Origin of the sequence: Streptomyces regalis (assembly GCF_001509475.1) — a bacterium.
GTDB classification, from domain to species: Bacteria; Actinomycetota; Actinomycetes; order Streptomycetales; family Streptomycetaceae; genus Streptomyces; species Streptomyces regalis.
The window spans coordinates 29,349-52,270 of the sequence record NZ_LLZG01000371.1; the positions used below are offsets into that span (position 1 = coordinate 29,349).

The window sequence follows — 22,922 nt, forward strand, 5'->3', positions numbered from 1 at the left end:
GAGGCCGTACCGTCCCGAGCCCCCACCCACCCGGCTGGGGGCTTCACCTCTCGGGTGCCTCGCTACCCAGCACCGGCCATCACTTCTCAGCGCCGGTCCGCATCATCTAGCCCGTCCGGCGTTTGAGGACGAGGCCCGTTCAGGGCCGAAGCGGGGGTCTGGGGGCCGCAGGCCCCCAGGGACCGGGGTCGAAGGGGCGGAGCCCCTGGGGGATGGGACGGGTAGGGGCGGCGGGGGCGAGAACCCTCCGCGCAACCACCACCCACCGAAGCCCTACGCCGGCGGCGGCCCGTACGGCCCCTGCTGACCCGCCGGAGGCTGCAGCTGATACGGATCCGCATCCCGAGGCCCGAACAACGCCGTCAACCCCAGATGCACCACCAACGCCGCCAGCGGCCACGCGAGCCACGCCCCCTTGGCCCCCAGCTTCAGCGGCGCAGAGAACGTAACCCCCTTGCCCACTTCCTTCGCGTGGCCGATCACATCCTCCGCAGGCCCGAGCCACACCCCGACCCGCCAGGCCAGCAACGACCCGAGAAACCCCCCGACGGCCAGCGCCACCACCAGCGGCACACCCCCACGCCGCCGCCAGAGAAAGACGCCAACCGCACTCACCAGCCCGAACACGAGCGCCAGCAGAGTGAACGTTCCGTCCACTCCGACCGCCTGCTCCCCCTCGGTGTCCTTGAAGTAGACGACCCAGCTCTTGTCCACGACATCCCCGACCAGTGGCACGCTCGGCGCCAGCCACCACCACAGCACCCCGAGCAGCGCCCCGAAGAGCGCCACCACGACCGCGACCACGGCGGCCTCTCGCACTTCGGTCTTCATTCCAGGACCGTCCTGTTCGTACGAGCCATATATGCCGTACGTGCCGTGAGAGCCGTGTGGGCCTTGTGCCCCGGGAGGAGCGCCGTACACGGCGTCATGCGGCCCGGAACCCGCATGCCCGGCACCGGGCTGCTGCCACGCATGGTGGGGAGACTGGTCACGGGGCGGCGGCGGAGGAGTCAGCGGAGCGGTCACCCTGCCATCGTGCCAGGCCGGCCTGTGCGGCGCGTCACCGGACGGCAGCCCGGCGGTACGCCCAGGTGGCGACGGCCAGCGAGACGACGCCGACCACCCCGCACACGGCGAGGTCACCCAGTACGAAGGCCCAGTCGGGATGCGGTCCGAAGGTCCGCGCAAAGGCTTCCACGCCGTACGTCGACGGCAGCAGATCCCGCGTGAACCGCACCGCCTCCGGCATCCGGTCGGCCGGCAGCACCCCGAGCAGCAGTGCCGCCGACATCCCCAACTGCCCGAGCAGGGTGGCCAGTTCCGGCCGCGGCGCGAGCAGCCCGAGCGCCGCTCCCAGCCCCGCGAGCGCCGCCCCGGCCAGCGGAATCACCGCGGCCAGCACCCACAGATGCGTCACCGGCAGCCCGAACAGCACACACCCGAAGAGCGCCGTCACCACGGTCCCCGGCACGGTGAAGGACGCGTACGCCCCCGCCGCCCCGAGCACCACCGCGGCCGGCGGCACCGGCAGCGTGGCGTAGTGGTCGAGCCCTCCGCTGGCCCGCAGCTGCCCGAAGTACTGCGCGAGCAGGTTCAGCGCGACGAAGGCGACCACGAGCACGGCCGACCCGGCCACCACGGCCTGCGCCTCGGCCCCGCCGTCCACGACCCCGCGCATCAGGATCATGATCCCGATCGACTGGAAGGTCGCCACGAACAGCAGCGGAATGCGCGCGACCCGGGCACGGGAGAGCTGCGCCCGGTACACGGCGCACAGCGACGGCCACAGCCGCGCCCGCGGCCCGAGCTCGGCCGCGGCCGGACGGGCCGTCTCGTCCAAGGCCAGGGCGCTGCCCGGCAGAACCTCGGCGGGTACGACACTCACGTGGCGCTGCTCCCTTTCACACGGGGGACCACCGGGGCGGTGGCCCTGTCCCGTACGGATACCGATACGGATGCGACGGTCTGCGTGCTCAAGCCTTCACCAACCCCTGCTGCGCGGCCCCGCCCAGCGCCAGATAGACGTCCTCAAGGCTCGGCGTGGCGAGCGTGAAGTCGTCCAGCGCGGCAAAGGCGGCCCCACCGGTGACGGTGGCGACGACCGCGCGGGCCTCCTCGGGGGCGAGCCGCAGCGTCCAGCGCCGCCCGGACTCCACGACCCGGTCCTGCAGCGCGGCGACCTCGGGCACGTCCAGGGGCGCCCGGTCCCGCCACAGCAGCTCGACCCGCACCTCCCCGGCGACGCGCTCCTTGAGTCCGGACGGGGTGTCACAGGCGATCACGCGGCCCCGGTCGAGCACCGCGACCCGGTCGAGCACGGTCTCGGCCTCGATGACGTTGTGGGTGACGAGCAGCACGGTCGTCCCGCGCTCGGCCCGCCGCCGGTCCACGGCCGACCACACGGCCCGTCGCGCCACCGGGTCCATCGCGGTGGTCGGCTCGTCGAGCACGAGCAGCGGCCGCTCCCCGACCAGCGCGGCGGCGAAGCAGGCCAGCCGGCGCTGCCCGCCGGACAGCTTCTTGATCGGCCGCCCGGCAAGCGGCCCGAGGCCCAGCTCGTCGAGTACGGCGTCCCGCTCGTGCCGTGCCTGCCGTACGTCCAGACCGCGCAGCCGACCGGTCGTCTCGGCGGCCAGCGACACGGTCAGTTCGTCGAGGGCGGTCGACTCCTGCCCGAGGTAGGCAAGGATGCGCGCGGCCCGCTCCGGGTGTCGCACGATGTCGTGCCCGAGGATCTCCACGTTGCCGCCGTCTGGCCGCATCAGCCCGGTGAGCTGTCGTACGAGGGTGGTCTTGCCGGCGCCGTTCGGGCCGAGCAGTCCGAAGATCTCGCCGCGCCGGATGTCCAGCCGTACGTCGTCGGTGGCCCGCACCTCGGGGGTTCCGGGCGCCCCGCGCCGCCCCCGTACGGCCGGGTAGGTCTTGGTCAGCCCGCGCACGGCACACACGACATCCCCACTGTGCCGAAGTGCCTGTCCCGCGCGCGTACTCACAAGGGACGAGACTACGGGGTCCGGAACCCCGATCCGCCCTCGGGTCGGCCACTCGGCACAAACCACCTGCTCGCCGTAAGAAATCCGCCGGTAGCCCCAAATCCGCCGCAACGGCGCTCAACCCCGACGACACATCCCGGCGGTGCCGAGCTCATCTCAGCCCGCGTCATTCACCCGCAGGCGCATGCTCCGCGGCCGTCCGGACATCGATCTCCCGCCAGAACCCGGCCCGGATCGCGTACCGATCATGCTCGTCGATCTGGTCGTCCTTGTGCGCGAGCAACCCGAACCGGGCCGCGTACCGCAGCAGCTCCCCGTCGATCCGATGCGGGATCCGCGGATACATTCCGGACAGTTTCTGCAGATGGCTCTGCTCTCCCAGCCGCTCCATCCACCGCCGTGCGAAGACCTGACCCACCTCGTACGGATCGCCGCCGACGGTGGTGATGTCCTCCTCCCGGTCGGCCCACCGCTGCTCCGCCGTGGTCAGCTGCGCGAGCGTCGGCATCGAGGCGGCATCGGGCGGTTCGGCCGCGACGCCGGGCCGGTCGACCCACCCCTTGTCCGAGGACCAGCGCAGCGTCGCGCTCGCGGGGGGCTGGGCCGGCTGCACGCCGGGCGCGCGCAGGGCGGCGAGGTCCTTGGGCGTGGGTACGCCCTTGGGTGCCGGCACCCGCTCCTGCGTGCCGTTCTCCGAGACGGAGGCGGCCGGGGCGTGCCCGCCCTCGTCGGCGGGCCGCTCGGTCCTCGCGCCGAGCGCGGAGTCGGGCAGCGGCGCGGACAGGATCGCGGCGATCTCGGGCCGCGGCACGGGCGGCGGCGCACAGATCCCGCCGAGCTCCTTGGCGCGTACGGCCTTGGTGATCCACGTACGGTCCAGCACGCGCCGTTCGTCGGCCTCGGCGACCAGATCCTCCGACTGGTTGTAGTCCCCGTCGGCGGCCTGCACCGCCCACAGGTGTACGGCGACGCCGTGCTCCTTGGCGGCCATCATGCCCGGCAGCAGATCGCCGTCGCCGGTCACCAGCACCACGTCCGAGCAGGCGCGGTTGCGGGCCAGCTCGGTGAGCTCGGCGTGCATCGCGGCGTCCACGCCCTTCTGGGCCCAGCGGCCGTCGCTGCGGGTCAGGGCGCCCAGCCGGACGGTGACCCGGGGCATCACACGCAGCCTGCGGTGCTCGGGCTGCGGGACGCGGTCGGGGGCGCCGTCGAACCAGTAGATGCGCAGCAGGGGCTGCTGCGTATCGGACTCGGCGCGTTCGCGCAGGCCCTGGATGAGGGCGGCGTGGTCGACGGTGATCCGGGACCGGGAGGGCTCCCCGGCCAGGAGGCTCGCGGCGGCCCCCAGCAGATACCCGGCGTCCACCAGGACGATGCAGCGGTCCACGCGACTCACCCTCTTCCTGGGAGGTTTGCTTCGGGGCTTCCTTCGAGTCTGCCCGACCGCGCGGGGGTTAACGGGGCGAACTCGATCTTCGGCGTGGCGTTTCGAGGCATCGCCGCTGCGGCGCGCCATGCCTCACGCCCCGACAACCCCCGTTACACACGGTAATTATCCGAAATGCGCTCGTTGTCAGCCTATGTGAATCTGGTCCCGGCCCTGGCCCCTAGATCCCCCACAGGAGGCATCACCATGGCCAAGAACAAGAAGCAGGACCGGAAGCAGCCGCAGTCCGAGCGTGGTCAGCAGCAGGCCCAGCAGTCCTCGATGGAGACGCAGGCCGAGCAGCGCATCACGCAGGTGACCCCGGGCGACATGGCCCGCAAGGGTCGGCAGAAGCGCTTCGGTCACAACTGACATCTGCATAACGGGTTTTGAGACCCGGGCACATGAAGAGGGGCGCACCCCATACGGGGTGCGCCCTTCTCGCGCTTCCGACGCCGAGGCGCGCGGCGGCCGGGTCGGCCGGTCAGCCCGCCAGGCAGGACGGGCCGAGCAGCACCTTCAGGTCACCGAACAGCGCCGGGTCGGGCTTCACCCGGTGCCGGTCCAGGCGGAGCACCGTCGTCTTGGTCGGGCCCTGGAGCTTGATACGGACCTCGCTGTCGCCCTTGTGGTGGCTGAGGATCTCGCCGAGGCGGTTGATCATCGGCGGGGTGACCCTGGTGGCCGGGATGGTGAGGATCACGGGCGCGTTGGTGCCCGCGTTCGACAGGTCGGGGACCTGGAGCTCCATCGCGACCAGCCGCGGCACGTCCTCGCGCTTGTCGAGGCGGCCCTTGACGAACACGACGGCGTCCTCGACGAGTTGGGTCGAGACGAGCTGGTACGTCGCGGGGAAGAACATGCACTCGATGGAACCGGCGAGATCCTCGACGGTGGCGATCGCCCAGGCATTGCCCTGCTTGGTCATCTTGCGCTGGAGACCCGAGATGATGCCGCCGATGGTGACGACCGCGCCGTCCGCGTGCTCACCGCCGGTGAGCTGGGCGATGCCCGCGTCGGCCTTGTCGGACAGCACGTGTTCCAGGCCGAAGAGCGGGTGGTCGGAGACGTACAGACCGAGCATCTCCCGCTCCTGGGCGAGCAGATAGGTCTTGTCCCACTCGTCGTCGGTGAACTGCACGTCGAGTCCGAAGCCGGGCTCGTCGCTCTCCTCCTCGCCCATGCCGCCGAAGAGGTCGAACTGGCCCTCGGCCTCCTTGCGCTTGACCGCGACCACATTGTCGATCATCGGCTCGAAGTGTGCGGTGAGGCCCTTGCGGGTGTGCCCCAGGGTGTCGAACGCGCCCGCCTTGATCAGCGACTCTGTGGTGCGCTTGTTGCAGGCGACCGCCTCGACCTTGTCGAGGTAGTCGGGGAAGGAGGCGTACTTGCCCTTGGCCTTGCGGCTCTTGATGATCGACTCGACGACGTTCGTGCCGACGTTGCGCACGGCTTCGAGGCCGAAGAGGATCACGTCGTCGCCCTGGGCGGCGAAGTTGTGCACCGACTCGTTGACGTTCGGCGGGAGCACCTTGATGCCCATGCGGCGGCACTCGTTGAGGTAGACGGCCGACTTGTCCTTGTCGTCCTTGACGGAGGTCAGCAGCGCGGCCATGTACTCGGCGGGGTGGTTCGCCTTGAGGTAGGCGGTCCAGTACGAGACCAGGCCGTACGCGGCCGAGTGCGCCTTGTTGAAGGCGTAGCCGGCGAAGGGGACCAGCACGTCCCACAGGGCCTGGATGGCTTCGTCGCTGTAGCCCTTCTTGCGGGCGCCGTCCTGGAAGAGGACGAAGTTCTTCGCCAGTTCCTCGGGCTTCTTCTTGCCCATCACGCGGCGGAGGATGTCGGCCTCGCCGAGCGAGTACCCGGCGATGATCTGGGCGGCCTTCTGCACCTGCTCCTGGTAGACGATCAGGCCGTAGGTGACGTCCAGGACCTCCCTGAGGGGCTCTTCGAGCTCCTTGTGGATCGGGGTGATCTCCTGGAGCTTGTTCTTGCGCAGCGCGTAGTTGGTGTGCGAGTCCATGCCCATCGGGCCCGGACGGTAGAGCGCGGAGACGGCGGAGATGTCTTCGAAGTTGTCGGGCTTCATCAGGCGCAGCAGCGAGCGCATGGGACCGCCGTCGAACTGGAAGACACCGAGGGTCTCGCCGCGCTGGAGCAGTTCGAAGGTCGTCGGGTCGTCCAGCGGGAGGCTCAGCAGCTCCAGGTCGATGCCCTTGTTGGACTTCACCATCTTGACGGCGTCGTCCATGATCGTCAGGTTGCGCAGGCCGAGGAAGTCCATCTTCAGCAGGCCGAGCGACTCACAGCTCGGGTAGTCCCACTGGGTGATGGTCACGCCGTCGGTGTGCCGGACCCAGACGGGTACGTGCTCGGTGATGGTCTCGCTGGACATGATCACGCCGGCGGCGTGCACACCCATCTGCCGCACCAGGCCCTCGACGCCCTTCGCGGTGTCGATGACCTTCTTCACATCCGGCTCGTTCTCGTACATCGCCCGGATCTCGCCCGCCTCGCTGTAGCGGGGGTGCGAGGGATCGGTGATGCCGTTGAGGTCGATGCCCTTGCCGAGGACGTCGGCGGGCATGGCCTTGGTGAGGCGGTCGCCCATGGCGTACGGGTAGCCCAGCACGCGCGCGGAGTCCTTGATCGCGTTCTTCGCCTTGATCTTGCCGTAGGTGCCGATCATGGCGACCTTGTCGGCGCCGTACTTCTCCGTCACGTACCTGATCACCTCGACGCGCCTGCGCTCGTCGAAGTCGATGTCGACATCGGGCATCGAGATGCGCTCGGGGTTGAGGAACCGCTCGAAGATCAGGCCGTGCGGGATGGGGTCGAGGTCGGTGATGCCCATGGCGTAGGCGACGATCGAACCGGCCGCGGAGCCTCGGCCGGGGCCGACCGCGATGCCGTTGTTCTTGGCCCACATGATGAAGTCGGCGACGACGAGGAAGTAGCCGGGGAAGCCCATCGAGATGATGACGTCCATCTCGTACTCGGCCTGCTTCTGACGGTCCTCGGGGATGCCGCCGGGGAAGCGGCGCTCCATGCCCCGGCGGACCTCCTCCTTGAACCAGGTGACCTCGGTATAGCCCTCGGGGATGTCGAACTTCGGCATCAGGTTCCGGGACTCGAACATGCCGGTGGTGTCGACCATCTCGGCGACGAGGAGCGTGTTGGCGCAGCCCTGCTGCCAGGCGTCCGAGGAGTCGATGGCGTACATCTCGTCCGTGGACTTCAGGTAGTAGCCGGTGCCGTCGAACTTGAAGCGGTCCGGGTCGGAGAGGTTCTTGCCGGTCTGGATGCACAGCAGGGCGTCGTGGGCGGTCGCCTCGTGCGCGTAGGTGTAGTGCGAGTCGTTGGTGACCAGCGGGGGGATGCCGAGCTTCTTGCCGATCTCCAGGAGGCCGTCGCGGACCCGGTGCTCGATGTCGATGCCGTGGTCCATCAGCTCCAGGAAGTACTTGTCCTTGCCGAAGATGTCCTGGTAGTCGGCGGCCGCCTTGAGGGCCTCCTCCTCCTGACCCAGCCGCAGCCGGGTCTGGACCTCGCCGGAGGGGCAGCCGGTGGAGGCGACGATCCCCTCGGACCACTGGGCGATGGTCTCCTTGTCCATCCGGGGCCACTTCTGCAGCCAGCCCTCGGCGTACGCGTCCGACGACAGCCGGAAGATGTTGTGCAGACCCGTCTTGTTGACGGCCCACATCGTCTTGTGGGTGTAACCACCGGAACCGGAGACGTCGTCCCGTTTCTGGTGCGGCTGGCCCCACTGGATCTTGCGCTTGTTGCGCCGCGACTCGGGCGCGACATATGCCTCGATACCGATGATCGGGGTGATTCCGGCCTTCTTCGCGGAATGGAAGAAGTCGTACGCCCCATGGAGGTTGCCGTGGTCGGACATGGCGATGTGCGTCATGCCCATCTCGTTGCACGCGTTGAACATGTCCTTCAGCCGCGCGGCACCGTCCAGCAGCGAGTACTGGGTGTGGACGTGCAGGTGCGTGAACGGCGGCTTTGACACGGTGTGGCCTCCAAAGGAAACGCTCGGCAACAGCTGGCGGACAGTCTTGGGGTCAGCGTCGAAGTCTATGCCTCGGGACTGACACTCCGCGGGCTCCCCCGCGTACCGTCACAGCGAGGGTCGCGGGCACTTCCGGGTGCCCTCGTCCGTTGAAGACGACAGAAACGCTGTCGTACACGTTCATGCACCAGGAGGCACCCAGCGATGTCGGTCCCCCAGCTCAACGACGAGCAGCGCGGCGACGAGATCCTCGCCGTCTTCGACACCGCCTTCGGCGAGCTCCTGGCCGCCGACCCGGCCGCGTTCCGCGTGAAGTTCCGCAAGATGGCGGCCTCGGCGTTCGCGTTCTACCGCGGCACTGCGTGCCTCTTCTACCACGACCTGGACGCAGAGAAGCGCGGCGGACCCTACCTCGACGAGCGGACGTCCCGCGTCTGGATCCACGGCGACCTGCACGCCGAGAACTTCGGCACGTACATGGACGCCACCGGCCGGCTGATCTTCAACGTCAACGACTTCGACGAGGCGTACGTCGGCCCCTTCACCTGGGACCTCAAGCGCTTCGCCGCCTCGGTCGCCCTCATCGGGTACGCCAAGGCGCTCAGCGACGAGCAGATCACCGAGCTGGTGCAGATCTACGCGGGCGCGTACCGCGAGCGCGTGCACGCCCTGGCCACCGGCGCCAAGCGGGACGAGGTCCCGCCGTTCACGCTGGACACCGCCCAGGGCCCGCTGCTGGACGCGCTGCGGGACGCCCGGGCGCTGACCCGCTTCGGGCTGCTGGAGTCGATGACCGAGATCCGTGACTTCGAGCGGCGCTTCGCCGGGGGCGGCGGCTCCATCGAGCTGGACGCGGCCACGCGCTACAAGGTGCTCGCGGCCTTCGACGGCTATCTGGAGACGTTGCCGGACGCCTCGCTGGCCCGCCCGGACTCGTACCGGGTGAAGGACGTGGTCGGCCGCCGCGGCATCGGCATCGGATCGGCCGGGCTGCCGTCGTACAACATCCTTCTGGAGGGCCACAGCGACGCCCTGGAGAACGACGTCGTGATCTACATCAAGCAGGCCCAGACCCCGGCCGTCTCCCGCCACATCACCGACCCGGCGATCCGCGAGTACTTCCAGCACGAGGGTCACCGTACGGTGATCTCCCAGCGTGCCCTGCAGGCGCACGCCGACCCGTGGCTGGGCTGGACCGAGCTGGACGGCGCGGGCCAGCTGGTCGCCGAGGTCTCGCCGTACGCCGTGGACCTGGACTGGGGCGACATCGACGACCCGGAGGAGATCGCGGCGGTCGTCGCCGACCTCGGCCGGGCCACGGCCACGATGCACGCGGCGGCGGACGACACCTCCGGTGAGTCCCTGGTGCCCTTCTCCACCGAGCGGGCCATCGACGCGGCGATCGCGGCCGACGAGGACGGTTTCGCGGACCTCCTGGTCGACTTCGCACACGGCTACGGCGCACGCGCGCGTGCCGACCACCAGATCTTCGTGGACCTCTTCCGCAACGGCCGGATTCCGGGTCTGTGACGGAAAGGCCGCGCACAGGCACCCTTTAGGGGTCCCTTACCGGCCCACGTGACAGACTCTCCTCCGCTATGGACATATCCGGGATCCAGCTACGAGCCGTACGCGCGGCATTGTTCACGGCACTCGTCGTGACGCTCAGCACCGCGTCGCACGTGCTGCTGTCCCGGGTCCCGCTGCCGCTCAGCACGGTGGCCGTGGTCGCGGCCGCCGTGTTCGTCGTCGCTTTCGCCCTGGCCGGCCGCGAGCGGAGCTTCGGGCGAATCGCCGCCCTGCTGATCCCGCTGGAGCTGGCCGCGGACACCGTCTTCACCACCGGTCAGCACGTCTGTTATGGCGAGGCGGGCGGCCCGGTCGCGGGCCCGCTGCGCTCCGTCGGCTTCGACGTGCTGTGCGGTGACAACACCGCTGTGGGCGCCCCGCTGGCCCGGGTGACCGGTACCGCCGGCGACCGCCTCGCGCTGCTGCTCGCCCACTCCGGCCCGTCGACGACCGCCTGGCTGCTGCTGGGCGCCCATGTCGGGGTCGGCCTCCTCGCGGCCGCCTGGCTGCACCGGGGCGAGCGGGCGCTGGCCCAGCTGCTGCGGGCGGTGACGGCGACGACGTTCCGCCCGCTGCTGCTCGCGGTCGCGGCGGTCACGGTGCGGCCGGCTCCGGCGGTACGCCGCCCGCGGCGGCCCGTGCGCCGTACGGCCACCGCCCTCGACCGGATCCTCGTGCACTCCCTGGGACGGCGCGGACCGCCGTGCTCGCTCGCCTTCGCCTCCGCGTGAACGGCCACTGAGCACACGTAAGTCCACCCGTACGTATCCCGCGCACCCGACGTGCGCGCGTCTCCCATGGAGAACACCATCATGAGCAAGCGGAACACCCAGGCGGCGAAGACGGCGGCCCGTGAGCGGCTGCGCATCGAGCGCGAGCGCGAGGCCAAGCGGGCGAAGGTCAAGCGGCAGGCCATCGTGGCCGGTTCGGTCGTCGCCGTGCTGGCGCTGGCCGGCGGCATCGGCTACGCGGTCGTGCAGGGCAACAAGCCCAGCGAGTGGGAGGCCGCGGTGGACGCCAAGATCGTCGCGCCGGCCAACACCACGGGCGAGAACGGCACGACCGTCGTCATCGGCGAGAGCAGCGCGAAGAAGACCCTCAAGCTCTACGAAGACCCGCGCTGCCCGATCTGCGCCCAGTTCGAGCAGACCGTCGGCTCGACCGTCAAGAAGGACTGGGACGAGGGCAAGTACAAGATCCAGTTCATCGGCGGAACGTTCCTGGACGGGGACACCAATGACGACGGGAAGCTCGCGGTCGGCTCCCGGGGTGAGGGCTCCAAGAACGCGATGAGCGCCCTGGGCGCCGCGCTGAACGTGAGCCCCGAGGCCTTCCTGGAGTACAAGGAGGCGCTCTACTCGGCAAAGTTCCACCCCGAGGAGTCGGACGACAAGTTCAAGAGCGACGACTACCTGATCGAGGTGGGCGACTCGGTCGACGCCCTGAAGGGCAACAAGAAGTTCCAGGACGCCGTCAAGAACGGCACGTACGACGCGTGGGCGCTGGCCATGTCGCAGACGTTCAACACCAACAAGGACGACGTCAGCGGCACGCCGAGCCTCGTCATGGACGGCAAGAAGCTCACGGGTTCGGACGGCCAGAACGCCCCGATGACGGTCGCTGAATTCAACACGGCGATCGACAACGCGCTCAAGTCCTGACGGGCCCTCCAGTCGGTTCACGAGGGCATTTAGTTCCCAACTCCTTTTATTTCCATATGAGTTGACGGTCCAAGATCCGCTGGCATATACGTGATCACGACCACGGAAACTTTACAAAGGGGGTAGAACCATGTCCTTTCGCATGAAGACGCTGGGCGGCGCTCTGGCCGCGGGGGCCGCGGCCGTGATGTTCGCGGCCGGCCCGGCGGTCGCCGGCACGGACAGCTACGTGAACACGACGGACCCGTTCAACGGCGGCGCCGCGGGCTTCGTGGCGAACGGCGAGATATTCACCGTCTGCGACAACCGGTCCGACGGCATGCGGGCCAGCGCCCACATCGGCTGGATCGACTCCAGCGCCTCCCACTGGATCAAGCTGGAGGACGCCAACGGCTCCGGCAACTCCTGCGCGAAGCTGAACCTGGCCATCGGCGAGGGCGAGGCGGTGACCATCGAGGTCTGCCTCAAGGACGGGGCCAACGGGACGCCGCGGTACTGCGCCACCGACCGCAGCGGCAGGGCGTAGCCACCCGGACGCCGGCCAGCAGACGAAGAGCGGGCGAACTTTCACGAGTTCGCCCGCTCTTGTTCATACCGATCAGTAACCTGATCGTCCGTGACCAGTCGATACAGATCATCCGAGCAGCTCAATTCCCTTACCCCTCGCCGCCGTACGGTCGTCAAGGCCGCGGCGGCGACGGCCGTCCTGGCCGCCCCACTCGCCGCCGCCCTGCCCGCCCGGGCCGCCGATCCCGCCCCCGCCTTCCTGCACGGCGTCGCCTCCGGCGATCCGCTGCCCGACGGCATCCTGCTGTGGACCCGGGTGACGCCGACGCCCGAGGCGATACCCGGTTCCGGGTTCGGCCCGGACACCGAGGTCAGCTGGATCGTCGCCCGGGACAAGGCTCTGACGGCCGTCGTCGCCAAGGGCTCCCTCACCGCCACCGCCGCCTCCGACCACACCGTCAAGGCGGACATCCGCGGCCTGGAGCCTGCCACCGACTACTGGTTCCGCTTCTCCGCCGGCGGCACCGACTCCCCCGTCGCCCGCACCCGCACCGCGCCCGCCGCCGACGCCGCCGTCACGGGCCTGCGCTTCGGCGTGGTCTCCTGCGCCAACTGGGAGGCCGGCTACTTCTCCTCGTACCGCCATCTCGCGAACCGGAGCGACCTGGACGCCTGGCTGCACCTCGGCGACTACATCTACGAGTACGGCACCGGCGAGTACGGCACCCGCGACAAGGTCGTACGGCCGCACGCGCCGACCCACGAGATCCTCACCCTCGCCGACTACCGCACCCGGCACGGGAAGTACAAGACCGACCTCGATCTCCAGGCCCTGCACACGAAGGCGCCCGTCATCGCGATCTGGGACGACCACGAGATCGCCAACGACGCCTGGTCGGGCGGCGCCGAGAACCACACCGAGGGCGCCGAGGGCACCTGGGCCGCACGCCAGGCCGCCGCCAAGCAGGCCTACTTCGAGTGGATGCCGGTGCGCCCGGCGATCGCCGGCACCACCTACCGCCGCCTGCGCTTCGGCAAGCTCGCCGATCTCTCCCTGCTCGACCTGCGCTCCTTCCGCTCGCAGCAGGTCTCGGTCGGCAACGGCGAGGTCGACGACCCGGACCGTACGCTCACCGGGCGGGCCCAACTGGACTGGCTGAAGGCGGGACTGACGTCCTCCGACACCACCTGGCGGCTGGTCGGCAACTCGGTGATGATCTCGCCGTTCGCGATCGGCTCCCTCACCGCGGACCTGCTCAAGCCGCTCGCCAAGCTGATGGGCCTGCCGCAGGAGGGCCTCGCCCTCAACCCCGACCAGTGGGACGGCTACACGGACGACCGCCGGGAGCTGCTCGCCCACCTGCGCGCGAACGCGATCCGCAACACCGTGTTCCTGACCGGCGACATCCACATGGCATGGGCCAACGACGTACCCGTGAACGCCGGTACGTACCCGCTGTCCGCCTCCGCCGCCACGGAGTTCGTCGTCACGTCGGTCACCTCCGACAACCTCGACGACATCGTCAAGGTCCCCGAGGGCACGGTCTCCGCGATCGCCGCACCGATCATCAAGGCCGCCAACCGGCATGTCCACTGGGTCGACACCGACCGCCACGGCTACGGCGTCCTGGACATCACGGGCGACCGGGCGCAGATGGACTACTACGTCCTGTCCGACAAGACCAAGAAGGACGCGACCGCCTCCTGGGCGCGTTCGTACCGCACACGCAGCGGGACGCAGAAGGTCGAGCGGACGTACGACCCCGTGTAAGAGCTGTGCCCAAGGGTCGCTTTTCAGCCAATCCTGGCTCGTTCGAGGGGCGTTAACCGGAGATCACATCGCTACGGCGGGTGGTGCGAGTCGCGGTTCGAATCCGGACACACCACCCGCCCGGGCAGCGGAACCCGTTACGCCGCGATCTCACACTCCGGACTGTTGATCATTCACTTACCCCAATTGCCCATATTTGCCGGGTAATTGATTGGGCCTGATCGATTCTCTTCGGACATGAACATGTCCACGTAATCTCCGGGCGGCGGCCAGGAAGACCCCTGCGCCTCTCTCCCCAACGCATCAGCTAGGAGTCAGCATGCGTGCGCCTGCCCGGATATCCCCCCTTACGCGCAGACGTGTTCTCGCCACGACCGCCGTGGCCGGAACCCTGATGTTCGCTCCCCTCTCGGCACCCACCACAGTCGCGGCGGCCCAGACTCCGGCCGCCGACTGCGTCGAGGAGGCCGGCCACTCCGCGGCCCGCGAGGCCCACCCCGGACACGACGGCGAGGCCGTCGCCGAGCCCAACGAGATCAGCGCCGCCAAAGCCCAGGCGATGGACGCCGATCTGAAGAAGAAGCTCGACAAGCTGCCCGCCACAGGCAACCGCAGCCTCGCGGCAGCCGCCTCGACCACCGTCCCGGTCTACTTCCACGTCATTCACGACGGCGCGACCGGGCAGCTCAGCTCCGCCGACATCAACGCCCAGATGAGCGTCCTGAACGCGGCCTACGCCGGTCAGGGCACCGGAAGCGCCGACTCCGGCTACCAGTTCACGCTGGCCGGCACCGACTACGTCGACAACGCCGCCTGGTACAACGTCGGTTACGGCTCGGCGGAGGAGAAGGCGATGAAGTCGGCCCTGCGCAGGGGCGGGGCGAACGCGCTCAACATCTACACCGCCAACCTCGGCGACGACCTCCTCGGCTGGGCCACCTTCCCCAGCTCCTACAAGTCCAGCCCGTCCATGGACGGCGTGATGCTCCTCGACGCCTCACTGCCGGGCGGCTCGGCCGCCAACTACAACGAGGGCGACACCGCGACGCACGAGGTCGGCCACTGGATGGGCCTGTACCACACCTTCCAGGGCGGTTGCAACGGCAACGGCGACTACGTCGAGGACACCCCCGCCGAGAAGAGCGCCGCCTACCAATGCCCTGAGGGCCGGGACACCTGCGCCCGCAAGGCGGGCGTGGACCCGATCCACAACTTCATGGACTACACGTACGACTCCTGCATGTACCAGTTCACCGGGGGCCAGGTGACGCGTATGCAGCAGAACTGGGCGGCGTACCGAGCGGCCGGCTGAGCCGCCCGGTAAACCCCCTACAGCGAGTCGAGGAAGCCGAGCGCCACCCGCCAGGTGGCCTCGGCGGCCTCCTCGTCGTAGTCCGGCAGGTCGGGGTCGGTGTAGAGGTGGCCGGCCCCGGCGTATCTGTACACCTCGACGTCGGCGCCCGCCCTGCCCATCTGCAGATACCAGGCGCTCAGCCAGTCGTCCGTCTCGAACGGGTCCGGCTCGGCGACATGCAACTGCACCGGCAGCTCGTCCACCGAGGCGTTCGCCGCGATGTCCGACGTGCCGTGCAGGAGCAGCACCCCACGCGCCTTCTCGTCGCCGAGCGCGAGGGTCTGGGCGATGGAGGCGCCGAGCGAGAACCCGGCGTACACCAGGCCTCGCTCCGAGTAGGGCGCGGCGGCGAGCACGGCCCGCTTCAGCAGCTCGTCCTTGCCGATCCGGTCGTTGAACTCCATGCCTTCCTCGACCGTCTCGAAGGTGCGTCCTTCGAACAGGTCCGGCGTCCACACCTCGTGTCCGGCGGCGCGCAGCCGGTCCGCGGCCTGGCGCACCGCGGGCCTGAGGCCATAGGTCGAGTGAAAGAGCATGATGTTCATGAGGCCATGGTGCCAGCCGGGTACGACAGCGCCGTGACCACCGCCTCACCGGCGCACATGTTCATGACCCCCCTCGGGTGGTTACGTTCGGGGGATGGAGAACATACTCCGACCGCTGATCGTGATCGGTGGCTCGGTCCTGCTCACCCTGGTCATCGGGTGGGCCACCGACCGCCTGATGCGCAAGGCCGACGAACGGCACAGTGAGACACCGCTGTGGGATCTGCTGCGCCGCGCCCGCGTCCCCTACCAGCTCGTCCTGTGCGCTGCCCTGCTCAGAGGGTCGTACGACGAGTCGGAGCTGCTTCAGGAGCACAAGGTCGCCGTCGGCCGGGTGCTGACGCTGGTGCTGATCGGGGCGGCGGCCTGGCTGGCGATCCGTATCGCGGCGGCGGTCGTCGAGACGACGTACAGCCGCTACGCACGCGTGCACCGCGATCCGGCCCGGGTCCGGCGGGTGCGCACCCAGGTGACGCTGATCATGCGTGTGGTGTCGGCGGTGGTCGGCGTGGTGGCCGTGGCGACCATGCTGCTGACGTTCCCGGCGATGCGCGCGGCCGGCGCCTCGCTGCTCGCCTCGGCCGGCATCCTCGGCATCGTCGCCGGTGTCGCGGCCCAGTCCACGCTGAGCAACATGTTCGCCGGGTTCCAGATCGCCTTCGGCGACATGGTGCGCCTGGGGGACACGGTGGTCGTGGACGGCGAGTGGGGAACCGTCGAGGAAATCACGCTGACGTTCCTGACGGTGCGGACCTGGGACGAGCGCCGGATCACGATGCCCGTGTCGTACTTCACCTCGAAGGCGTTCGAGAACTGGTCGCGCGGCGGTGCCCAGATGACCGGCACCGTCTTCCTCCACGTCGACCACTCGGCACCGATGGAGAAGATGCGCGAGCGCCTCCGCGACATCCTGCGCACCTGCCCGGCGTGGGACGGCCGCGACTACGGCCTGGTCGTCACGGACTCGACACCGAGCACCATCGAGGTGCGGGCCCTGGTCACGGCGAAGGACGCGGACGACCTGTGGACCGTGCGGGTCACGGTGCGCGAGCAGCTCATCAGCTGGCTGGCCGAGCAGCACCCGTACGCGCTGCCGCGCGTCAACGCGACGGACGCGGCCCTGCCGCCCGGCTTCCCCGTCCCCGGCGCCCCGCCCGGCCGCATCCCGGCCCGCCGCAGCCACCAGCACGACCACCAGCCGACGGCGCGGCCCGACCGCACTTGACCGGCTCAGTGGCCGCGCTCGGCCCCGCCGTTGACCTGGATGATCTGCGAGGTGATGTGCCCGGCGCCGTGGGACGCCAGCCAGTGCAGGGTCGCGGCGACGTCCCCCGGCGTGGCGGCCCGCCCGGTCGAGGTCTCCGCGACGAGCCGCTCGTGCCGCTCCTCGTCCATCGTGTCGCCGAAGAAGTCGGTGTCCTCGACATAGCCGGGCGCGACCACGTTCACGGTGATCCCGCGCGGCCCCAGCTGCCGGGCCAGATCATGGGCGTACGGGTGCAGCGCCGCCTTGGACGCCGCGTACGCCCCGCTGCCCGACCCCCGGAACGCGGCGATGGAGCTGAGGAACAGCACCCGCCCTCCCGGGTCGGCGAGCCGGTCCTTCAGCGCCTCGGTGAGCAGGGCCGCGGTCAGGGTGTTGAGGCCGAAGTTGAGGGTCCAGTTGTGCAGGACGACGTCGAGGGGCTCGTCGCTGTCCACCTTGGGCTCCAGGTGGCCGGCGCCTCCGGCACTGTGGATCAGTACGTCCACGGTGCCGAACTCCGACGCCACGAACCGCTCCACGCCCCGCACGCCGCGCGGCTTGCTCAGGTCCGCCGCATAGCTGAGGGCCCCGGGCACGTCGGCCTGCTCCAGCACCTCGGCGCGCCGCCCGAGCAGCAGCACCTGATCCCCGTCCGCCGCGAACAGCTGCGCCGCCGCGAGTCCGATCCCCGTACCGCCACCACTGATCACCACGTTGCGAGCCATGATCCGACCCTACAAAGGGATGCGGGACATGCCTCGCAAAAGGACGCGGGACATGCCTCGTCCGTTCACACGACTGCCAGGGAGATCACCGCAGACTGCGCACGTCCAGACGCCGCAGCACCCGGTCCACCACCTCGGGATCGGCCCCCGGCTCACTGCGCGCCGCCAGTACCTCGTGCCGCGCCGCACTCGCATCAGCAGCGGGTGCGGCGGATCCAGGGCGAGCTGCTCCTCCCTGCGCTCCTCCTCGCCCATCTCCGGGCTGATCCGCACCCCCATCTCGAACGCCCGCCGCAGCATCTGCTCGGACAGTTCCTCCGGCAGGCCTCGACGGCCTCGATCTCCCGCAGCCTCCGCTTCGCCGCCTTGGCCGCCCGCACCGCCAGCTGCTATCACCCCGAAAGCGATGAACACGATCTCGTCCCGGTCGGGAAAGCCGGCGCCTGAATCCGTCTGAAGCGGAATGGCCAGCGCCAGGGCGACCGAGGCGACGCCCCGCATCCCCGACCACCGCATCACGATGGTCTCGCGCCGGCTGACCGGGATCTCCTCGTCGTAGTCCCGTTTCGCGTGCATCCGCTTGGTCAGCCAGGTGGCCGGCAGCAACCACAGCAGCCGCACCAGCCCGGCGAGCCGCGTCATCACGTCGTCGGCGTCGGTGGCGTATTCGGCGAGGAACAGGGCGGTGACCAGCACGGCGAGCACGCCGGAGCCGTGGAGTTCCTCGGCCGGCACGTACGAGGCGTACGGCACGAGCAGTGTGAGCCCGATCTGCAGGGTCGGGTCCCCCAGCAGATCCATCAGCTTGTTGGCACCCCACCCCAGGGCGAGCCCGACGGCCAGCGCCACCACGGCGGAGAGCACCAGATCCAGCCCGGCCTCCCACGGCGAGAAGCTGCCGCTCACGGCTGCCGCGATCGCCACGTGGTACAGCACGATGGCCGTCACGTCGTTGAAGAGCCCCTCGCCCTCCAGGATGGACACCAGCCGCCGCGGCAGCCCGAGTTGCCCGGCGACAGCGGTCGCCGCGACCGGACCGGGCGGCGCGAGGAGCGCGCCCGGCGCCACGGCGGCGGCGAGCGGCAGCCCCGGCACGATCGCGTGGGCCACCGCGGCCGCGTACAGCAACGGCGGCAACAGCTTCAGCGGCAGGATCAGCTCGGGCGGAATGTCGACATTGGGCACGAAATCGAGGAGCGCGAGGACGATCCCGAGCAGCGTCATCAGCACCGGCGCCGGCAACCCGACCCGGTTCCCCCATCGGGACACTCACCACGGCCCCGAGCAACAGCACGAACAGCAGGGCCAACTGATCCACGGTCAGCGCTCCGGTGACGTCGGCTTCCACAAGGCATACCTCGAGCCTGCCAGGCCGCCCTTCTCACCAGCGCGTTCGGGCAATTCGGCTACAGAACGCGCCGCATCGCCCGGTGCGGTATCCCCGCGTCGGGGAACTCCGGCCCGTACGCCACGTACCCCAGCCGCTCGTAGAACCCCAGCGCATGCGTCTGCGCGTGCAGGTTCACGGCCGCGAGCCCACGCGCGCGTGCCGCCTCCTCGATGGCCCGCACCAGCGCGGCGCCGACGCCGAGGCCACGCGCCGCCTTCGTCACCGCGAGCCGCCCCAGTGACCCCACCGACGGATCGCCGTCGACCTTCGCCGCGGCCGCCTCCCCGTACAGCAGCCGCCCGGTGCCGAGCGGCACCCCGTCCGCCCGGACGGCCAGCACATGCACGGCGACGGTGTCGTACGCGTCGTACTCCAGATCCTCGGGAACGCCCTGCTCCCCGACGAAGACCTCCTTGCGCACCGTGAAGCACATCTCACGGTCGGCGGGGTCGTCGGCGACCCGCACCGCATACGACGGCGACGGCGACGGCGACGGCAGGCTCACGCGTACGTCTCCTCGCGGACCTGGTCCAGAGCCTCCTGCAGGTCGGCCGGGTAGTCGCACGCGAACTCCACCCACTGCCCGTCCCCGGGGTGCTCGAAGCCGAGCCGTACGGCGTGCAGCCACTGGCGGGTCAGGCGCAGCCGCTTGGCGAGCGTCGGGTCGGCGCCGTACGTGAGGTCGCCCACGCAGGGGTGCCGGTGGGCGGCCATGTGGACGCGGATCTGGTGGGTGCGGCCGGTCTCCAGCTTCACATCGAGCAGGGAGGCCGCGCGGAACGCCTCGATGAGGTCGTAATGCGTGACGGACGGCTTGCCGTCGGCCGTGACCGCCCACTTGTAGTCGTGGTTGGGGTGGCGGCCGATGGGGGCGTCGATGGTGCCGCTGGTCGGGTCGGGGTGGCCCTGGACGAGCGTGTGGTACCGCTTGTCGACCGTGCGCTCCTTGAACTGGCGCTTGAGCGACGTGTACGCGTACTCGGACTTGGCGACGACCATCAGCCCGGACGTGCCCACGTCGAGCCGGTGCACGATGCCCTGGCGCTCGGCGGCGCCGGAGGTGGAGATGCGATAGCCGGCCGCGGCCAGCCCACCGATGACCGTCGGACCGCTCCAGCCCGGCGACGGATGCGCGGCCACGCCGACCGGCTTCACGATCACGACCACGTCATCGTCGTCGTGCACGATCTCCATGCCCTCGACCGGCTCGGCCACGACCTGCACCGGCGCGGGCGCCTGCGGCATCTCCACCTCGAGCCAGGCCCCACCGTGCACCCGCTCGGACTTTCCGACCACCGAGCCGTCGACCGTGACCTTCCCCGCCGCGGCGAGCTCGGCGGCCTTCGTACGGGAGAAGCCGAACATGCGGGAGATGGCGGCGTCGACGCGCTCGCCCTCCAGGCCGTCGGGCACGGGCAGGGTACGGATCTCGGGAATCGTGCTCACCCGACGAGTATGCAGGACGGGGCCGACAGCCCCGTACCGAGCCTGTGGACAACCCTTCCGGACCCTGCCGGACCCTCCCCGGCCCTTGCGGGCCTCAGTCCTTGTGGACGGTCCCGTCCGGGTCCAGCCCCTTGAACGACAGCAGCACGATCAGGATGCCGCCGCACACGATCGCCGAGTCGGCCAGGTTGAACACGGCGAAGTACTTGGGCGCGATGAAGTCCACGACCGCGCCCTCGAAGACGCCCGGCGAGCGGAAGATCCGGTCGGTGAGGTTACCGAGCGCACCGCCGAGCAGCATGCCGAGCGCGATCGCCCAGGGCAGGCTGTACAGCTTGCGGGCGAGCCGGGCGATCACCACGATCACCGCCGCCGCGATCACCGTGAAGATCACGGTGAAGGCCTCGCCGAAGCCGAAAGCCGCGCCCGCGTTGCGGATCGCCTCGAACTTCAGCCAGTCCCCGATGATCTCGATCGGCGGGTGGTGCTCCAGCTTGGCGACCACGAGCATCTTGCTGACCAGGTCGAGGGCGTAGGCGAAGGCGGCGACCCCGAACAGCACGGCGATGCGGCGCCGGCCCCGGGGCCGCTCGGCCGCGGCTTCCTTCGCGTTCTCGTCGGACTGCTCCGGCTCGGCTCCCGCCGCCTCTGGGGTATCCGGCGTACCGATGATGCGCTCCGCCTCTGCCACGTGAGTCCTTCAACCTAGGTACCTGACTGAGGACGAGAGTACGACACGTCCGGCGGCACCCGAATACCGGTCAGTACCGGCGTTCTTGCTTCTGCTTGCATTCGACGCACAGCGTCGCGCGCGGGAAGGCCTGCATGCGCGCTTTACCGATCGGGTTGCCGCAGTTCTCGCACAGGCCGTAGGTGCCCGCGTCGAGCCGCTCCAGGGCCCGCTCGGTCTGCGTGAGCATCTCGCGCGCGTTGGCGGCGAGCGCCAGTTCGTGCTCGCGCGTGATGTTCTTGGCGCCGGTGTCCGCCTGGTCGTCGCCGGCGCCGTCCCCGGAGTCCCGCATCAGGCCGACCAGGGACTGCTCCGACGACGTGAGCTCCTCGCGCAGCCGCATCACCTCGGCCATCAGCTCGGCTCGTGCCTCCTCGACCTCCTCGGGGGTCCACGGGTCCTCGCCGGGGCGCACCGCGAGCTCGCCGGGCTCCACCGCGGCGATGCGTGCGTTGGGAACGGCGGTCTTCGCCGCCGTGGCTGTGCCAGAAGTCTTCTTCGCAACCACCGTCGTGGCTCCTGTCTGCTCCGCGGCCTGCGCCGCGCCCGCCTTCTTGGCCCTGCTCTCGGTGACCGCCCTCTTCCCTGCCGCGGCCCTCTTGGACGTGGCGCTCGCCCTGGACGCACTCCTCTCCGAGGCCCTCGCCCCGGAGCCCCCCTTCGCCACAGCACCGCCCGCCACCACACCGACGCCCTTCTTCCCGGCCGCCGTCTTCCCGGCCGCCCTCTCTCCGGCCGCTTTCTCCCCGGCCGCCGCCTTGCCGACCCCTTCCTTCCCAGCCGCCCTCTCCCCGGCCCTTTTCTCCCCGGCTGCCCTCTCCCCGACCCCTTCCTTCCCGGCCGCCTTCTCCCCGGCCGATGCCTTCCCGGCCGTTCCCTTCCCTACGGCCACCTTCACTACCGGCTTCTTGGCGGCACCTTCCTTGGCCACGGCCTTCTTGCCCGCGCCTCCCTTAGCCCCGCCTCCCTTGCCCGCGCCTCCCTTGCCCGCCGCCTTCCTGGCCGCGCTTTCCCTCGATGCCGTCTTCTTCGCGCCCGCCTTCTCCGCCGCCGCCTCTTGGGCCGCCGCCCCCTTGGCTCCCTTGCCCCCGGACAGGGCCTTCTTGGACACCGCCTTCTTGGCCGCAGCTTCCGTGGTCGTCGCCTTCGGGGCCGCGGACTCCTTTCCGGCCGCCTTAGAAGCCGCGGACTCCTTTGCCGCCGCCTTCTCGGCAGCCGACTCCTTGACCGCCACCTTCCTCCCGGCGGACTCCCGCCCAGCCGCCCGTCCCTCGGCCCCCTTCTCGACCGCCTTCCTCGCAGGAGCCGCCTCGGGAGCGGTCGCCTTCTTGGCCGCGCCTTTCTCGATGGCGCCCTTCTCGATAGCGCCCTTCTTTGCGCCGGCCTTCGATACGGCCGCCTTCCCACCGGCCGTCTCGGGAGCCACCGTCCTGCCAGTGGCTGCCTTCTTGGCGGCCGCTTTCGTGCCCGTCTTCTTCCTTGCCGTCTCCGCCCCACCCCCGGCAGTCCCCCGCACCGTCTTCACCGGCTTCCCG

The 22,922-nt window shown here is 70.0% G+C and carries 19 protein-coding genes and 1 pseudogene; 8 read left to right on the forward strand and 12 right to left on the reverse strand.

Annotated features, from left to right (window positions below):
* Nucleotides 1-273 precede the first annotated feature (273 nt).
* From ADL12_RS35445 to ADL12_RS35460, 4 genes are all read right to left on the reverse strand, one after another.
* The gene (locus tag ADL12_RS35445; RefSeq protein WP_063806773.1) at nt 274-1,026 is read right to left on the reverse strand and encodes a DUF2567 domain-containing protein; all 753 of its coding nucleotides are present in this window, start codon (nt 1,024-1,026) and stop codon (nt 274-276) included.
* 34 nt (nt 1,027-1,060) lie between these two features.
* Complete coding sequence (locus ADL12_RS35450; protein WP_062710168.1) at nt 1,061-1,885, reverse strand: ABC transporter permease; 825 nt, start codon at nt 1,883-1,885, stop codon at nt 1,061-1,063.
* An 88-nt stretch (nt 1,886-1,973) separates the two neighbouring features.
* The gene (locus tag ADL12_RS35455) at nt 1,974-2,948 is read right to left on the reverse strand and encodes an ABC transporter ATP-binding protein (RefSeq protein WP_062710169.1); all 975 of its coding nucleotides are present in this window, start codon (nt 2,946-2,948) and stop codon (nt 1,974-1,976) included.
* 211 nt (nt 2,949-3,159) lie between these two features.
* Nucleotides 3,160-4,380 carry an NYN domain-containing protein gene (locus ADL12_RS35460; RefSeq protein ID WP_062710172.1) on the reverse strand — a complete coding sequence of 407 codons (1,221 nt, stop codon included), beginning with the start codon at nt 4,378-4,380 and terminating at the stop codon, nt 3,160-3,162.
* Nucleotides 4,381-4,626: 246 nt separating this feature from the next.
* On the opposite strand from ADL12_RS35460, the gene ADL12_RS55160 reads away from it, so the two are divergent.
* Nucleotides 4,627-4,791, forward strand: coding sequence for a hypothetical protein (locus ADL12_RS55160; protein WP_167364451.1), 165 nt, complete (start codon nt 4,627-4,629; stop codon nt 4,789-4,791).
* A 112-nt stretch (nt 4,792-4,903) separates the two neighbouring features.
* Here ADL12_RS55160 and dnaE read toward each other — a convergent pair whose 3' ends face one another.
* The gene (gene dnaE, locus ADL12_RS35465; RefSeq protein ID WP_062710175.1) at nt 4,904-8,443 is read right to left on the reverse strand and encodes a DNA polymerase III subunit alpha; all 3,540 of its coding nucleotides are present in this window, start codon (nt 8,441-8,443) and stop codon (nt 4,904-4,906) included.
* Nucleotides 8,444-8,647: 204 nt separating this feature from the next.
* Between dnaE and ADL12_RS35470 the strand changes: the two genes are divergently transcribed.
* The 6 genes from ADL12_RS35470 (at nt 8,648) to ADL12_RS35495 (ending at nt 15,263) form a co-directional block, all read left to right on the forward strand.
* Nucleotides 8,648-9,973, forward strand: a complete 1,326-nt coding sequence (locus ADL12_RS35470) for a DUF2252 domain-containing protein (protein ID WP_062710178.1) — start codon at nt 8,648-8,650, stop codon at nt 9,971-9,973.
* 68 nt (nt 9,974-10,041) lie between these two features.
* Entirely contained in the window at nt 10,042-10,743 is a 702-nt protein-coding gene (locus tag ADL12_RS35475) for a hypothetical protein (RefSeq protein ID WP_062710181.1), read from the forward strand.
* 81 nt (nt 10,744-10,824) lie between these two features.
* On the forward strand, nt 10,825-11,673 hold the full coding sequence (locus tag ADL12_RS35480; protein ID WP_062710212.1) for a thioredoxin domain-containing protein: 849 nt from the start codon (nt 10,825-10,827) through the stop codon (nt 11,671-11,673).
* A gap of 130 nt (nt 11,674-11,803) precedes the next feature.
* The gene (locus tag ADL12_RS35485) at nt 11,804-12,199 is read left to right on the forward strand and encodes a hypothetical protein (RefSeq protein WP_159053384.1); all 396 of its coding nucleotides are present in this window, start codon (nt 11,804-11,806) and stop codon (nt 12,197-12,199) included.
* A gap of 90 nt (nt 12,200-12,289) precedes the next feature.
* On the forward strand, nt 12,290-13,951 hold the full coding sequence (locus ADL12_RS35490) for an alkaline phosphatase D family protein (RefSeq protein WP_062710187.1): 1,662 nt from the start codon (nt 12,290-12,292) through the stop codon (nt 13,949-13,951).
* Between the two features lie 319 nt (nt 13,952-14,270).
* Nucleotides 14,271-15,263, forward strand: coding sequence for a zinc metalloprotease (locus tag ADL12_RS35495; protein WP_062710189.1), 993 nt, complete (start codon nt 14,271-14,273; stop codon nt 15,261-15,263).
* 17 nt (nt 15,264-15,280) lie between these two features.
* Here the strand turns inward: ADL12_RS35495 and ADL12_RS35500 are convergent, their stop codons facing one another.
* Nucleotides 15,281-15,850: a dienelactone hydrolase family protein gene (locus ADL12_RS35500; RefSeq protein WP_062710192.1), complete on the reverse strand. Its 570-nt coding sequence runs from the start codon at nt 15,848-15,850 to the stop codon at nt 15,281-15,283.
* A 94-nt stretch (nt 15,851-15,944) separates the two neighbouring features.
* On the opposite strand from ADL12_RS35500, the gene ADL12_RS35505 reads away from it, so the two are divergent.
* On the forward strand, nt 15,945-17,075 hold the full coding sequence (locus tag ADL12_RS35505; protein ID WP_062710195.1) for a mechanosensitive ion channel family protein: 1,131 nt from the start codon (nt 15,945-15,947) through the stop codon (nt 17,073-17,075).
* A gap of 5 nt (nt 17,076-17,080) precedes the next feature.
* Here ADL12_RS35505 and ADL12_RS35510 read toward each other — a convergent pair whose 3' ends face one another.
* From ADL12_RS35510 to ADL12_RS49305, 6 genes and pseudogenes are all read right to left on the reverse strand, one after another.
* Nucleotides 17,081-17,821, reverse strand: coding sequence for an SDR family NAD(P)-dependent oxidoreductase (locus ADL12_RS35510; RefSeq protein ID WP_062710199.1), 741 nt, complete (start codon nt 17,819-17,821; stop codon nt 17,081-17,083).
* A gap of 85 nt (nt 17,822-17,906) precedes the next feature.
* A pseudogene (locus ADL12_RS35515) lies at nt 17,907-19,139 on the reverse strand (cation:proton antiporter).
* Between the two features lie 88 nt (nt 19,140-19,227).
* A complete protein-coding gene (locus tag ADL12_RS35520) occupies nt 19,228-19,644 on the reverse strand; it encodes a GNAT family N-acetyltransferase (RefSeq protein WP_062710215.1) in 417 nt (138 codons plus the stop codon).
* Between the two features lie 68 nt (nt 19,645-19,712).
* Nucleotides 19,713-20,657: an RluA family pseudouridine synthase gene (locus tag ADL12_RS35525; RefSeq protein ID WP_062710202.1), complete on the reverse strand. Its 945-nt coding sequence runs from the start codon at nt 20,655-20,657 to the stop codon at nt 19,713-19,715.
* A 94-nt stretch (nt 20,658-20,751) separates the two neighbouring features.
* Nucleotides 20,752-21,348, reverse strand: coding sequence for a signal peptidase II (lspA, locus tag ADL12_RS35530; protein WP_062710205.1), 597 nt, complete (start codon nt 21,346-21,348; stop codon nt 20,752-20,754).
* Nucleotides 21,349-21,418: 70 nt separating this feature from the next.
* Entirely contained in the window at nt 21,419-22,483 is a 1,065-nt protein-coding gene (locus ADL12_RS49305; RefSeq protein ID WP_425265181.1) for a TraR/DksA family transcriptional regulator, read from the reverse strand.
* Nucleotides 22,484-22,922 lie beyond the last annotated feature (439 nt).